The sequence below is a fragment of the Streptomyces sp. NPDC001889 genome (genome assembly GCF_053594535.1).
Genome location: NZ_JBSFER010000016.1, coordinates 84,942 through 98,224, shown reverse-complemented (window position 1 = coordinate 98,224; position 13,283 = coordinate 84,942). Strand labels below are relative to the sequence as shown.

The 13,283-nt window shown below is 70.5% G+C and carries 10 protein-coding genes and 1 tRNA gene; 5 read left to right on the top strand and 6 right to left on the bottom strand.

Annotated features, from left to right (window positions below):
- The first annotated feature begins 640 nt into the window (after positions 1–640).
- The 4 genes from ACWCRA_RS19925 (at position 641) to pyk (ending at position 5,781) form a co-directional block, all read left to right on the top strand.
- Positions 641–2,047: a pyridoxal phosphate-dependent decarboxylase family protein gene (locus ACWCRA_RS19925; RefSeq protein ID WP_351544791.1), complete on the top strand. Its 1,407-nt coding sequence runs from the start codon at positions 641–643 to the stop codon at positions 2,045–2,047.
- Complete coding sequence (locus tag ACWCRA_RS19920) at positions 2,007–3,419, top strand: lysine N(6)-hydroxylase/L-ornithine N(5)-oxygenase family protein (protein ID WP_351544794.1); 1,413 nt, start codon at positions 2,007–2,009, stop codon at positions 3,417–3,419. The genes ACWCRA_RS19925 and ACWCRA_RS19920 overlap by 41 nt, the downstream gene beginning before the upstream one ends.
- A gap of 81 nt (positions 3,420–3,500) precedes the next feature.
- Entirely contained in the window at positions 3,501–4,211 is a 711-nt protein-coding gene (locus ACWCRA_RS19915) for an SIMPL domain-containing protein (RefSeq protein WP_351544797.1), read from the top strand.
- Positions 4,212–4,347: 136 nt separating this feature from the next.
- Positions 4,348–5,781, top strand: a complete 1,434-nt coding sequence (pyk, locus tag ACWCRA_RS19910; RefSeq protein ID WP_351544800.1) for a pyruvate kinase — start codon at positions 4,348–4,350, stop codon at positions 5,779–5,781.
- Positions 5,782–5,864: 83 nt separating this feature from the next.
- Here pyk and ACWCRA_RS19905 read toward each other — a convergent pair.
- Positions 5,865–5,937: transfer RNA gene (locus ACWCRA_RS19905), tRNA-Leu, on the bottom strand.
- 99 nt (positions 5,938–6,036) lie between these two features.
- Between ACWCRA_RS19905 and ACWCRA_RS19900 the strand changes: the two genes are divergently transcribed.
- The gene (locus ACWCRA_RS19900; RefSeq protein ID WP_351544842.1) at positions 6,037–6,711 is read left to right on the top strand and encodes an ANTAR domain-containing response regulator; all 675 of its coding nucleotides are present in this window, start codon (positions 6,037–6,039) and stop codon (positions 6,709–6,711) included.
- An 81-nt stretch (positions 6,712–6,792) separates the two neighbouring features.
- Here ACWCRA_RS19900 and ACWCRA_RS19895 read toward each other — a convergent pair whose 3' ends face one another.
- The 5 genes from ACWCRA_RS19895 to ACWCRA_RS19875 form a co-directional block, all read right to left on the bottom strand.
- Positions 6,793–7,509: an ABC transporter ATP-binding protein gene (locus tag ACWCRA_RS19895; protein ID WP_351544803.1), complete on the bottom strand. Its 717-nt coding sequence runs from the start codon at positions 7,507–7,509 to the stop codon at positions 6,793–6,795.
- A complete protein-coding gene (locus ACWCRA_RS19890) occupies positions 7,506–8,456 on the bottom strand; it encodes an ABC transporter ATP-binding protein (protein WP_351544806.1) in 951 nt (316 codons plus the stop codon). Before ACWCRA_RS19890 ends, ACWCRA_RS19895 begins: the two co-directional genes overlap by 4 nt.
- A gap of 4 nt (positions 8,457–8,460) precedes the next feature.
- Positions 8,461–10,227 (bottom strand): branched-chain amino acid ABC transporter permease, encoded by a 1,767-nt coding sequence (locus tag ACWCRA_RS19885; RefSeq protein ID WP_451068184.1) that lies wholly within the window; start codon positions 10,225–10,227, stop codon positions 8,461–8,463.
- 5 nt (positions 10,228–10,232) lie between these two features.
- A complete protein-coding gene (locus ACWCRA_RS19880; RefSeq protein ID WP_351544812.1) occupies positions 10,233–11,165 on the bottom strand; it encodes a branched-chain amino acid ABC transporter permease in 933 nt (310 codons plus the stop codon).
- A gap of 101 nt (positions 11,166–11,266) precedes the next feature.
- Complete coding sequence (locus ACWCRA_RS19875; RefSeq protein ID WP_351549179.1) at positions 11,267–12,499, bottom strand: branched-chain amino acid ABC transporter substrate-binding protein; 1,233 nt, start codon at positions 12,497–12,499, stop codon at positions 11,267–11,269.
- Positions 12,500–13,283: the final 784 nt, after the last annotated feature.

Below are 13,283 nucleotides of genomic sequence, written 5' to 3'. Positions count from 1 at the left end.
GCCGGCGGGCTGAGGAGCACCACCTCACCTTCGCTGGCGGGCTGAGGAACAAGACCAGCCCCGCCGGCGAGCTGAGCCGCACCACCTCACCTTCGCGGGCGGGCCGAGGCACAAGAACCAGCCCCGCTGGCGAGCTGAGCCGCACTACCTCACCTTCGCCGGCGGGCTGAGGAGCACCACCTCAGCCCCTCCGGCGAGCTGGGCAGCACCACCTCACCTTCGCCGGCGGGCCGAGGCACAAGAACCAGCCCCTCCGGCGATTGAGGAGCGGGGGTTCGGGGGCTGGCCCCCGACCGTGGCCCGCAGCATGCGGGAACCTGTGGACCAGGGTCCGTCCTCAAACGCCGGACGGGCTGCATCTTGCGGCATGCGGGAACCTGTGGACCAGGGTCCGTCCTCAATCTCCCCCAGAGCTGTCTCTGGGAGGTGCCCCCAGACGGACCGGGTGTGCCGGACGGGCCCGGTGTGCCGGGTGTGCCGGGTGTGCCGGACGGACCGGGTCCGCTGGGCGGGCCGGGGTTGCTCCGGGTCGACCGGGGCGCGGGGTCCCGCACCGCACGGGGGCGAGGGGCGGGGCCGCACCCAAAGAGGGGGGCTCCTCGTTGAACCCGGCGACCCCACCGGAGGTGAAGGACCTCGCATGCCCCCCACCCCCCTCGCCGGAGGCCCCCCCGGACCCGACGCCCTCCACCCCCTCCTCCGCACCGTCCTCCACGCCCTCCGCGACGGCGCCACCGAGCGCGCCGGCCCCCTCCCCCGGGGCGGCCCCGCCGAGACCGCCGCCCGGGTCCTCGCCGCCGCCACCCCCGTCCTCCCCGAACACGGCACCGGCCCCGCCGAGGCCCTCCACCGCCTCGTCCACACCCTCGCCCTCGGCGCCTGCGACCCCGCCCACCCCCTCTGCGCAGCCCACCTCCACACCCCGCCCCTCGCCCTCGCCGCCGCCGCCGACCTCGCCGTCTCCGCGCTCAACCCCTCCCTGGACTCCTGGGACCAGGCCCCCGCCGCCTCCGCCCTGGAGCGGCTCGTCACCGCCGCCCTCGCCGCCGAGGTCTTCCCGGCGGCACCCGCCCCGGACGCCCTGGTCACCACCGGCGGCACCGAGTCCAACCAGCTCGCCCTGCTCCTCGCCCGGGAGCGGCACGGCGCCGTCCGGGTCGTCTGCGGCTCCGGCGCCCACCACTCCGTACGCCGTGCCGCCTGGCTCCTCGGACTGCCCGAGCCCCTCACCGTCCCCGACGCCCGCGGCCTCGACCCCGCCGCCCTCGACGACACCCTGGCCCGTCTCCCCGGCCCCTGTCTGGTCGTCGCCACCGCGGGCTCCACCGACACCGGCCGCATCGACCCGCTCCCGGAGATCGCCGACCGCTGCGCCCGCCACCGCGCCGAACTCCACATCGACGCCGCCTACGGCGGCGGGCTCCTCCTCAGCCCCCGCCACCGCCCCCTCCTCACCGGCCTGGACCGCGCCCACTCCGTCACGCTCGATCTGCACAAGCTCGGCTGGCAGCCCGTCCCCGCCGGGCTGTTCGCCGTCCCCGACGGCGCCCTCCTCGCCCCGCTCGCCCTCACCGCCGACTACCTCAACCCCGGCGACGACACCGAGGCCGGCCTCCCCGATCTCCTCGGCCGCTCCCTGCGCACCACCCGCCGCGCCGACATCCTCAAGGTCGCCGTCACCCTCCGCGCCCTCGGCCGGAGCGGCCTCGCCCGACTGATCGACACCGTGATGGACCACGCCCGCCGGTTCGCCGCGCTGGTCGACGCCCACCCCCGGCTGGAGCTCTTCGAACCCCCGGCCCTCACCACCGTCCTCTTCCGCCCCACCGGCGCGGACGACGCACAGATCGCCGGAATCCGCCGGCACCTGCTCACCACCGGCAGCGCCGTCCTCGGCCGGGCCCGCGCCGACGGCCGGCTGTGGCTCAAGGCGACCCTCCTCAACCCCCACGCCACCCCCGGCGACCTGGACCGCCTGATCGAACTCGTGGAAGGCAGCACCCCCGATGACCGCCATGCCCCCCGCCGAACCCGACCAGCCCCATGACCTCGTGGGAGTGGGCCTCGGCCCCTTCAACCTCTCCCTGGCGGCCCTCGCCCACGGCGTCCCCGGCGGCCTCGCCACCGCCTTCCTCGAACAGCGCCCCCGCTTCAGCTGGCACCCGGGACTGCTGATCGACGGCGCCACCCTCCAGGTCCCCTTCCTCGCCGACCTGGTGACCCTCGCCGACCCGGCGAGCCCCTGGAGCTTTCTGCGCTATCTGCGCGGACGCGAGCGCCTCTTCCCCTTCTACTTCGCCCAGAACTTCCACATCCACCGCGCCGAGTACGACGCCTACTGCCGCTGGGTCAGCGACAGCCTCCCCGGCATCCACTTCGGCCACCGGGTCGACGCGGTCCACTGGAACCCGGAACGCGAACTCTTCACGGTCGACTTCACCCACCTCGCGGCGGACGGCGGCGACGACACCATCGGCCGCACCCACGCCCGCAACATCGTCCTCGGCGTGGGCACCGAGCCGTACATCCCCGAGGCGCTCCGCCCGCTCGCCGACGCCCCCGGCGTCCCGGTCATCCACTCCGGCGACTACCTCGCGCACCGCGCCCAACTGCTCGCCGCCGGCCATGTCACGGTCATCGGCTCGGGCCAGTCGGGGGCCGAGATCTTCCTCGATCTGCTCCGGCAGCGCCCCGCCGGGGCCGAGCGCATCCACTGGCTCGCCCGGACCGAGTCCTTCGCCCCGATGGAGTACTCCAAGCTCGGCCTGGAGCACTTCACCCCCGACTACACCCGCTACTTCCACGCCCTGCCCGAGCAGACCCGCGACCGGCTCATCCCCCGGCAGTGGCAGCTCCACAAGGGCATCGACGCCCGCACCATCGCCGCCATCCACGACGAGCTGTACCGCCGCACCCTGGACGGCGGCTGGCCGGACGCCGTCCTCACCCCCGGGGTCGCCGTGCGCACCGCCGGCCGGATCGCCACCACCCGGATCGAGCTCCATCTGGAGCACCGCCAGCAGTCGATCCGCACCTGCCTCGCCACCGAGGCCGTCGTCCTCGCCACCGGCTACCGCGAGCGCCCGCCCGGCCCGATGCTCGCCGGACTCGATCCGTACATGCGCCGGGACTCCTCCGGCCGCCCCCGGATCGACAGCGAGTTCCGGCTGCTCCTCGACGCCTCGGTGGCCGGCTCGGTCTATGTGCAGAACGCCGAGACGCACACCCACGGCATCGGCGCCCCCGATCTGGGGCTCGCCGCCTGGCGCAGCGCCTCCATCCTCAACTCGCTCACCGGCAAGGAGCCGTATCCGATGCCGCGCCGTACCGCCTTCACCAGCTTCGGCGTCGACCGCCGCCCCCCGGCCACCGTGCCGAGCCAGTCCACCCCCCTGACCCGTCTCGCCCCCGGAGTCTAGGAACATCACCGCCGCCCGGATGCGAGAGTGGACGGTACGCGGCCGGTCCGGCCGCACCCGTTCCGTACGAGGGAGCCCTCCGTGACCGCCGACGCACCCGCCCCCGCCGCCCCCTACGGCACCCCCGAGACCCCCAGGGTCGCCGTGATCGGCGAGGCCCGGCTGGAGGTGGACCCGGAGATCGCCAGGATCGGGGTCGTCGTCAGCGCCCGGGGTGTCGACCGGCGGGGCGCGCTCGACGATCTCACCCGCCGCAACGCCGCCGTGCTGGAGCTGATCAAGTCCTATGGGGACGCGGTGGAGAAGCTGGAGACCGGGGCGTTCTCCATCAGCCCCCAGCTGGCCCGGCACGGGCGCGGCGAGCGGGTGCGGGCGTACCACGGCAGTGTCCATCTCACCGCCGAACTGGGCGACTTCACCGCACTCGGCGAACTGACCACCCGGCTCGCGGATCTGGAGCTGACCCAGGTGGACGGCCCCTGGTGGGCGCTGCGCCCCGATTCGCCCGCGCACGGCGAGGCCCGCCGCACGGCGGTGCGCGAGGCGGTGCAGCGCGCCCGTGAGTACGCCGGCGCGCTGGGCGCCGGTCTGGCCGCCCTGGTGGAGCTGGCCGATCTGGGGGCGGAGAGCCCGGAGCCGTACGGCAGGCCGGGCGGGGGCGTGCCGCGGATGGCGGCCTTCGCGGGGGGCGAGTCCCTGGAGTCCGCGCCCGCCCTCGATCTCGAACCGCAGCGCCAGACGGTCCACGCGCAGGTCACCGCGCGCTTCACGATGACCCCGCCGAAGCTGTGACCGCCCCCCGGTGGAATTGCTCATCAGAGCGACCCTGCGCACAATTCAACACTTGTCAATAACCTTTCACGCAACGGTTGTTGAGTAGTCATGTGCGGCCAATTCTCTACCGGTCGGTAAGGCATAGTGTCGGACCATGCGCCGAGCGAAAATCGTCTGTACCCTGGGCCCAGCCACCGACTCGTACGACCAGATCAAGGCACTGGTCGAGGCCGGAATGGACGTGGCCCGCTTCAACCTCAGCCATGGTTCGCACGCGGACCACGAGGAGCGCTACCACCGCGTCCGCAAGGCGTCGGACGAGACGGGCCGCAGTGTCGGGGTGCTCGCGGACCTTCAGGGGCCGAAGATCAGGCTCGGGCGCTTCCGCGAGGGTCCCGTACTTCTCGAACGCGGCGACGAGTTCACCATCACGGTCGAGCCGGCCGAGGGCGACCGCTCTCTCTGCGGCACCACCTACCCGGGCCTGGCCGAGGACGTCACCGCAGGTGAGCGCATTCTGGTGGACGACGGCAAGGTCACCCTGGAGGTCACGGGCGTGGACGGCCCCCGGGTGCGGACCACCGTGATCGAGGGCGGGATGGTCTCCGACCACAAGGGGCTGAACCTCCCCGGGGTCGCGGTCTCCGTCCCCGCGCTCTCGGAGAAGGATGTCGAGGATCTGCGCTGGGCGCTGCGGATCGGCGCGGACATCGTCGCCCTCTCCTTCGTCCGCAGCGGCCGGGACATCGTCGATGTGCACCGGATCATGGACGAGGAGGGCCGCCGGGTCCCGGTCATCGCCAAGGTCGAGAAACCGCAGGCGGTCGAGAACATCGACGACATCGTGGCCGCTTTCGACGGCATTATGGTGGCCCGGGGTGATCTCGGTGTCGAAATGCCGCTGGAGCAGGTGCCGATCGTCCAGAAACGAGCGGTGAAACTCGCCCGGCGCAATGCCAAACCGGTCATCGTCGCCACGCAGATGCTCGACTCGATGATCGAGAATTCCCGGCCGACCCGCGCCGAGGCGTCCGATGTGGCCAACGCCGTCCTCGACGGCACCGACGCGGTGATGCTCTCCGGCGAGACCAGCGTGGGCAAGTACCCCGTGGAGACGGTCCGGACGATGGGCCGGATCGTGGAAGCGGCGGAGGAGGATGTGCTCGCCAAGGGGCTGCCGCCGCTGACCGAGCACAACAAGCCGCGCACCCAGGGCGGCGCGGTGGCCCGCGCGGCGGCGGAGATGGGCGACTTCCTGGGGGCGAAGATCCTGGTGGCCTTCACGCAGTCCGGGGACACCGTCCAGCGGCTCTCCCGCTACCGTTCCCCGATTCCGCTGCTGGCCTTCACCCCCGACCCGGCGACCCGCTCCCGGCTCACCCTGACCTGGGGGGTGGAGACCTTCCTCGGCCCCCATGTGGAGTCCACGGACGCCATGGTCGCGCAGGTGGACGAGGAGCTGCTGAAGATCGGCCGCTGCGAGCGGGGGGACACCGTGGTGATCACCGCGGGTTCGCCGCCCGGAGTCGCGGGCTCCACGAATCTGGTCCGGGTCCACCACATCGGCGAGGGCGATCCCTCGGTGTGATTCCTCGGTGTGAACGGCCCGCCAACGCGGGGAGGCCCCTCGGAAGAGGGGCCTCGGTGGTGACCTTGGAATTGCAGGTAAAGTACCCCGGGTGGGATTCGAACCCACGCTGGATGGTGTTTGAGACCACTGCCTCTACCGCTGGGCTACCGGGGTGCCCTTGGAAAAGAAGGATGGCGGGCACCCTTCGTGCCCCAACCATACAGGAGCTGGGTAGTCTCATGGGGAGCACCCTGCCTTGGAATGAGGAGCCCCGTGATCGCCCCCGACTCGCCCCAGCCCGCCTCCGGCGACGAGCCGTCGCCCGCCGACGAGGACACGTCGCACATTCCCCCGCTGACGACCCGTGTGGTGATCGCGGAGGACGAGGCCCTCATCCGGCTCGATCTCAAGGAGATGCTGGAGGAGGAGGGATACGCGGTGGTCGGAGAGGCCGGGGACGGCCGGCGGGCCGTCGAACTGGCCCGTGAGCACCGCCCCGATCTGGTCATCCTCGATGTGAAGATGCCGGTCCTGGACGGCATCTCCGCCGCCGAGAAGATCGCCGAGGAGTCCATCGCGCCGGTGCTGATGCTGACCGCGTTCTCCCAGCGCGATCTGGTCGAGCGGGCCAGGGACGCCGGGGCGATGGCGTATCTGGTCAAGCCCTTCAGCAAGAGCGATGTCGTGCCCGCCATCGAGATGGCCGTCTCCCGCTTCACCGAGCTGAAGGCGCTGGAGAAGGAGGTCGCCGACCTCTCCCAGCGGCTGGAGACCCGCAAGCTGGTGGACCGCGCCAAGTCCGTTCTCCAGACGGAGTACGGCCTGACCGAGCCGGCCGCGTTCCGCTGGATTCAGAAGACCTCGATGGACCGCCGGCTGTCGATGCAGCAGGTCGCCGAGGCGGTCATCCAGGACGCCGAGGAGAAGAAGGCGGCCAAGGGCCAGTAGACCCCGCGTACCGCACGACCGGGCCCGCACCCCTCCAGGGGGTGCGGGCCCGGTCGTGCCGTACACGCGTCCGCGTACCGGTCAGTCCTCGCCGAGATACGCCTTGCGGACCGACTCGTCCACCAGCAGATCCCGGCCCGTGCCGGAGAGCACGATGTTCCCGACCTCCATCACATGCCCCTGATCGGCGAGCGAGAGCGCGGCCTGCGCGTTCTGCTCCACCAGCAGGATGGTGGTGCCCTGGGACTTCAGCTCGCCGATGGTGGACATGATCTTCTGCATCATGATCGGGGAGAGCCCCATGGAGGGCTCGTCCAGCATCAGCAGCTTCGGCCGGGACATCAGCGCCCGCCCCATCGCGAGCATCTGCTGCTCACCGCCGGAGAGGGTGCCCGCCGCCTGCTTGCTGCGCTCGCCCAGGATCGGGAAGAGGTCGTAGGCGCCCTGGATGTCCTTCTCGATGCCCGCCTTGTCGGACCGGAGGAACGCCCCGAGCTTGAGGTTCTCCGCGATTGTCAGCCGGGGGAAGATGTGCCGTCCCTCGGGCGAGTGGGCGAGCCCCAGCGCCACGATCTTATGGGCGGGGACGGAGGCGAGCGGCTTCCCGTCGAAGACGATCCGCCCCCCGGAGGGCTTCAGCAGCCCGGACAGGGTGCGCAGAGTGGTGGTCTTGCCCGCGCCGTTGGTGCCGATCAGGGTCACGATCTGGCCGGCCTCGACGCTGAAGGAGATCCCCTTCACGGCCTCGATCTTGCCGTAGGCGACCCGGAGGTCCTCCACCTGGAGCAGTGCGGTCACTGGGCTTCCTCCTCTGCACCGGTGCCGGCGCCGTGCTCTGTTCCCGTACCGGCGCCCTGGTCCCCGCCCGCACGGGGGCTCTGCTCCCGTCCCGGACCGGTCGCCGCGTGCGCCTCGGCCGCCTCGACCTCGGCGACCTCCGCCGCGCCCGGCGCGCCCTCGAAGGGGGTGCCGAGATAGGCGGCCACGACCCGCTCGTCCCCCTGGACCGTCTCCGGGGTGCCCTCCACCAGCTTCTCGCCCTGGACGAGGCAGGCCACCCGGTCGCAGAGGTTGAAGATGAAGCGCATATCGTGCTCGATCACCAGGATCGCGATGCCCTGGTCCCGGATGGCGAAGATCAGCTCCTCCGCCGCCCGGGTCTCCTGCGGATTCATCCCGGCGGTCGGCTCGTCGAGCAGCAGCAGACCGGGATCGCTCGCCAGCGCCCGGGCGATCTCCAGCTTGCGCTGCTCGCCGTAGGGGAGATTGCGGGCGAGGTGGTCGGCCTTGTGCGCCAGACCCGTGAACTCCAGCAGCTCCATGGCGCGTTCATGGGACGCCGCCTCGGCCCGCTTGAACCCGGGCCCGCGCAGCAGCGCCGACCAGAGCCCTTCCTTCGTCCGGGTGTGCCGGCCGACCAGCACATTCTCCAGCACCGTCATATTGGCGAAGAGCCGGATGTTCTGGAAAGTCCTCGCCACTCCGGCCTTGGTGACCAGATGGGGCTTGGGCGGCAGTACGGCTCCCTTGTAGACGACCTTGCCGCGCGTGGGGACGTACAGGCCCGTGAGGCAGTTGAAGAAGGTGGTCTTGCCCGCGCCGTTGGGGCCGATGAGACCGACGATCTCGCCCGCCCCGACCGTCAGATCGACCGAGCGGACGGCGACGAGCCCGCCGAACTCCATGGTGACCCCGCCGGCCTCCAGCACGGGCACCGAGGGTCCATCGGTGGTGGTGGTCGTCATGGCGTCACGCCCCCGCCTTGGTGATGCCGACGCCGGAGCCGGGCAGGCCCTTGTCCGGTACGTCGAGCTGATCGGTCTCGTGGTACTCCAGCTGCGCCCGGCGGTTGGCGATCAGGCCCTCGGGGCGGAACCGCATCAGCAGGATCAGCGCGATGCCGAAGCCGAGGAGCTGGTAGTCCTGGAGGAACTGGAGCTTCGCCGGGATCATGTACAGCAGCGTCGCCCCGAGCAGCGGGCCGCTGACCGTGCCCATGCCGCCGAGGATCACCGCCGCCAGCAGGAAGGCCGAGTTGGGCGGCACCGGCCCGGCGAACTGGTACATCTCCGGTACGACGGTGTGCTGCACATGCGCCTGCACGGTGCCGGCGAGGCCCGCCAGGGTGGCGCCGAGGGCGAAGGCGATCAGCTTGACCCGGAAGCCGTTGATGCCCATCGCGGTCGCGGCGGTCTCGTCCTCGCGGATGGCGACCCAGGCACGGCCGATCCGGGAGCTGCCCGCGCGGCTGAAGACGATGACGACCAGCACCATCGCCAGCAGCATCAGCAGATAGTAGTTCCCGTAGGCGCCCAGTTCACGGCCGAGGACGTTGTGGGACTCCCCGAAGTTGTACCCGAAGAACTCCAGGTCCGGGATGTTGGGAATACCGTTGGGACCATTGGTGATCTTCGGTCCCGAGACCCCGTCGAGATTGCCCATCGCGATCCGGAAGATCTCGCCGAACCCGAGGGTGACGATGGCGAGATAGTCGCCGCGCAGCCGCAGCGTCGGGGCGCCGATGACCACGCCGAAGACGAGTGAGGCGACCGCGCCGGTGAGGACCGAGGCCCAGAAGGGGAACTGCACATCGAACGCCGACGCCGTCGAACCGGAGACCAGCGCCGCCGTGTACGCGCCCACACCCAGGAAGGCGACATAGCCGAGGTCGAGCAGACCGGCCAGGCCGACGACGATGTTCAGGCCCAGCGCGACCGTCGCGAAGATCAGGATGTTGACCGCGATCAGGGTGTACATGTCGGTGTTCTGGGTGAACGGGAAGACCGCGGCGGCGGTGAAGGCCGCGATCATCGTCACCTGGCGGTACTTCGCGGTGAGCGCCGACACCCGGGCGACGACCCCGGCCTTGATGAGCGCGGCGACGGCGAAGCCCACGGTGACGAGGTAGCCGGTGAACAGCTCCGGGTCCTCGGTGTCGATGCCGTAGGTCACCACATAGAGCCCGATGCCGAAGACCGCGACGATGATCAGGATCTCGGCCCAGGAGGAACGCTCCTTGGGGCGGGCGGCCTTGCGGGTGTCGTCGGGCAGCCCCAGGGCGACCAGGGGGACCGCCGAGGCGACGGCGGCGACGAAGCCGCCGGGTTCGAGGTTGACCACCCCGCCCAGCTGCACGGCGATGGCGACGACCGTGAACCAGGTGGTGCCGAACGCGCCGAGCGCGGCCATTCGCAGCGCCTGCGAGGTGCCGGTGGGGGCGATTCGGCGGAGCCCCTTCACACCCAGTGCGGCCAGCGCGTAGAGGGTGACGAGCACCCCGGCCGCCAGGGTCAGGACCTGAAGGCCGCCCGGGTAGCCGTAGACGGTGAGATCCCCGGGGAACTCGGAGGTGTAGGTCCAGGCCAGGAAGGTGCTCGCGATGGTGGCGAGCCCTCCGGCGGCGATGATCCTGTGCAGCGTGGCGGCGCGGGCGGCGGACGCTCCGGTGTTCTTCCCGTCGGTGTGCCGGCCCGTGCCGGCGCCCGTGTTCTTGGTGGCTTCGGTGTCTTTGGTCATCGCTCTCACGCCCGATCCGCGACGCGCTCACCGAGCAGGCCCTGCGGCCTGACCAGGAGCACGACGATGAGAAGGACAAACGCCCAGACGTTGGACCAGGCGCCACCGCCGAGCTGCTGCATTCCGGGGATCTCTTCGATGTACGCGATCGACAGCGACTCGGCGAGCCCCAGCACGACCCCGCCGACCATGGCGCCGTAGATGTTGCCGATGCCCCCGAGGACCGCGGCGGTGAAGGCCTTGAGCCCGAGGATGAACCCCATCTCGAAGTTGATCTGCCCCTTGTCCAGCCCGTAGGCGACCGCCGCGACCGCCGCGAAGGCGGCGCCGATGGCGAAGGCCATCACAATGATCCGGTCGGTGTTGATGCCCATCAGCTTCGCGGTGTCCGGGTCCTGGGCGGTGGCCTGCATGGCCCGTCCGCTGCGGCTGCGGGAGACGAAGAAGCCGAGGGCGAGCATGCAGAGCGGGGCGAGGACGAAGACGAAGGCGTCGGCGCGCTGGATGGTGAGGTGATCGGTGATGTGGAAGGACTCACCGGTGAACTGCGGGAAGCTCCTGGCCTTCTTGGCGTCGGGGTAGAAGCCCCAGACCAGCTGCTGGAGGGCGATGGAGAGACCGATCGCCGTGATCAGCGGGGCGAGCCGGGGGGCGCCGCGCAGGGGCCGATAGGCGAATCGTTCCGCCGCGGTGGCGACGGCCACGGAGGCAAGGGCCCCGCCCGCGATCATCAGAGGTATCGCCACCAGGAGCGATACTCCGCTGGGGAGCCAGATGTAGACGGTGAGGGCGCCGAAGCCCCCGATCATGAATATCTCGCCGTGGGCGAAGTTGATGAGCTGGACGATGCCGTAGACCATGGTGTACCCGATGGCGATGAGACCGTAGAGGGCACCCAGGGCAAGGCCGTTCGCCAGCTGTTGCGGCAGTTCGTTCACCGCAGAGCCTCCGATGAGCGTGTCGGATATGACGACGCGCGAGGGCGCTGTTTGCGCCCTCGCGCGGCTGGTTCAGGGATTGCGGTATCGAGGGGCCGGAGTCAGTCCTCGAAGGTGACGCTCTTGAGGTCGGTCCACTTGCCGTTCTTGACCGTGTAGACGCTGAGCTGCTTGTTGGTGGTGTCGCCGAACTCGTCGAAGGAGACCTGGCCGGTCACGCCCGAGAAGGAGACCTTGCCCATCGCCTCGGTGACCTTGGCGCGGGCGTCGCTCGGCAGCTTGCCGTCGTTCGCCGCGACCACGGCCTTGACGGCCTGGATGATCGACCAGGCGGCGTCGTAGGAGTAGCCGCCGTAGGAGGCGTACGGGTCCTTGTAGCCGCCGGCCGCGTAGTCCGCGACGAACTTCTTGGCGGTGTCCAGCTTCTCGATCGGGTAGCCGACGGCGGTGGAGAGGTCACCGTCGTTGGACTCGCCCGAGGCGCTGATGTAGGCGGGGTCGTACATGCCGTCGCCGCCCATGGTCGGAACCTTCGCCCCGGCCTTCTTGATCTGGTCGGCGAGGAGGCCGCCCTCCGGGTACTGGCCGCCGAAGTAGACCGAGTCCGCGCCGTCCGCCTTGACCTTGTCGGCGGTGCTGGAGAAGTCGGTCTCCTTCACCGTCACATGGTCGGTGCCGACCACCTTGCCGCCGAGGCGCTTGAACTCGGCGGTGAAGATCGCGGCGAGGCCGGCGCCATAGGTCTGCTTGTCGTCGACGACGAAGACCTTTCTCTTCTTCGCGTCGTTGTAGAGGTACTGCGCGGCGAACTTGCCCTGGATCACGTCCGTGGTGGCGGTGCGGAAGAAGGTCTTGAAGGGCCGCTTCTTCTCGTCCTTGCCCCAGTCGTCGCCCTGGGTCAGCGCCGGGTTGGTGCTGGCCGGGGAGACCAGGGTGAGGCCGGCCTTGTCGAAGTCGCCCTGCATCGACTGCGCGACACCCGAGTTCATGGGCCCGACCGCGCCGAGCACATCCTTGTCCGCCACCAGCTTCTGGGCGTTCGCCTGCCCCGACGCCGGGACCGCCTGGTCGTCGAAGGCCTTTATCCTGAACTCGACGCCGGGGACCTCGTTGTTCTTGTTCGCGGTCTTGACCGCGAGGTCCACGGAGTTCTTGATGCCCTGGCCGATCGCGGAGAGGGAGCCCGTGAGCGGGCCGTCCATACCGATGACCACGGTGGTCTTCCCGCTGTCGCCGTCGGAGCCCTTGTCGTCGTCGCGCGATCCGCAGGCGGTGAGAGTGAGTGCTCCCGTGGTGACCACGGCGGTGAGCATGAGCAAGGAACGGTTGCGCACGATAAGTCCTTTCCCTGGCGCGGCCCCTCCCCTGAGGTGCCGTTTGGTCGCCGGGCCGTACGGAGGTACAGGGCCGTGCTGACAGCGCCCGGCGGCGCGGTGACTGGCCGTGACTCTAAGCGCAGCGACTGGAGCGGGGCACTACGGATGTCAGGATGTGACGTTCTTGTTATGCCACGGCCAAATCCCGACGGCTGGAGTGGGGCGGATCGGGCGTTGCGCCATTTCAAACCTCTGTTCAAAACGCCTGAACTCCCAGTTCCACTAAGGGCCTTCAGTGGATCTTGGTACTGACACCCCGGAGTGCGCGCACGTCGGGCGGAAGGGGGCGGGGGAGGGTTCGGAGGTGGTCGGGTCTCCCGCGCGCGATTCCGCGACGACTACGGGGAGTTATTTTTCGGGCGCCCGCTCCGATGGCCGCCGATCCCCGGGAGCGCTCCCGGAACCGGCTCCGGGCACTCCGCGCAAGGGAGGGGACAAGAGGATCATGAGAAGGGCCTCCGGCGGCCGGTTCGCGCCATGGAGATCTGCTGAAGCGTATGTCAGAGCATTACGTTCGGTGATCTACCGCTGAGGGGCGGCTGACCCCCGCTGCCGTGCTGCGCTGGGCGAACGGTCCGGCGAAACGGAGCCGGGCCCGTTCCGTCGCGCCGGTTCCGGGCGGGGCTTTCCGGCCGCGTCCGCCCGTGTTTTCGGCCGTGTTCGCCCCTCCGGGGGGCGCTCGGGCGGGCCGGACGGGCGGACTTGGTGTGATGGGGCTCCAACCGCACCTTCCAGACGCCGG

Bases quoted from the DNA above. Each gene is read 5' to 3' on its own strand.
- ACWCRA_RS19925 (WP_351544791.1), top strand. From the start codon at position 641: ATGCCCCCCACCCCCCTCGCCGGAGGCCCCCCCGGACCCGACGCCCTC.
- ACWCRA_RS19920 (WP_351544794.1), top strand. From the start codon at position 2,007: ATGACCGCCATGCCCCCCGCCGAACCCGACCAGCCCCATGACCTCGTG.
- pyk (WP_351544800.1), top strand. From the start codon at position 4,348: ATGCGCCGAGCGAAAATCGTCTGTACCCTGGGCCCAGCCACCGACTCG.
- ACWCRA_RS19890 (WP_351544806.1), bottom strand. From the start codon at position 8,456: ATGACGACCACCACCACCGATGGACCCTCGGTGCCCGTGCTGGAGGCC.
- ACWCRA_RS19885 (WP_451068184.1), bottom strand. From the start codon at position 10,227: ATGACCAAAGACACCGAAGCCACCAAGAACACGGGCGCCGGCACGGGC.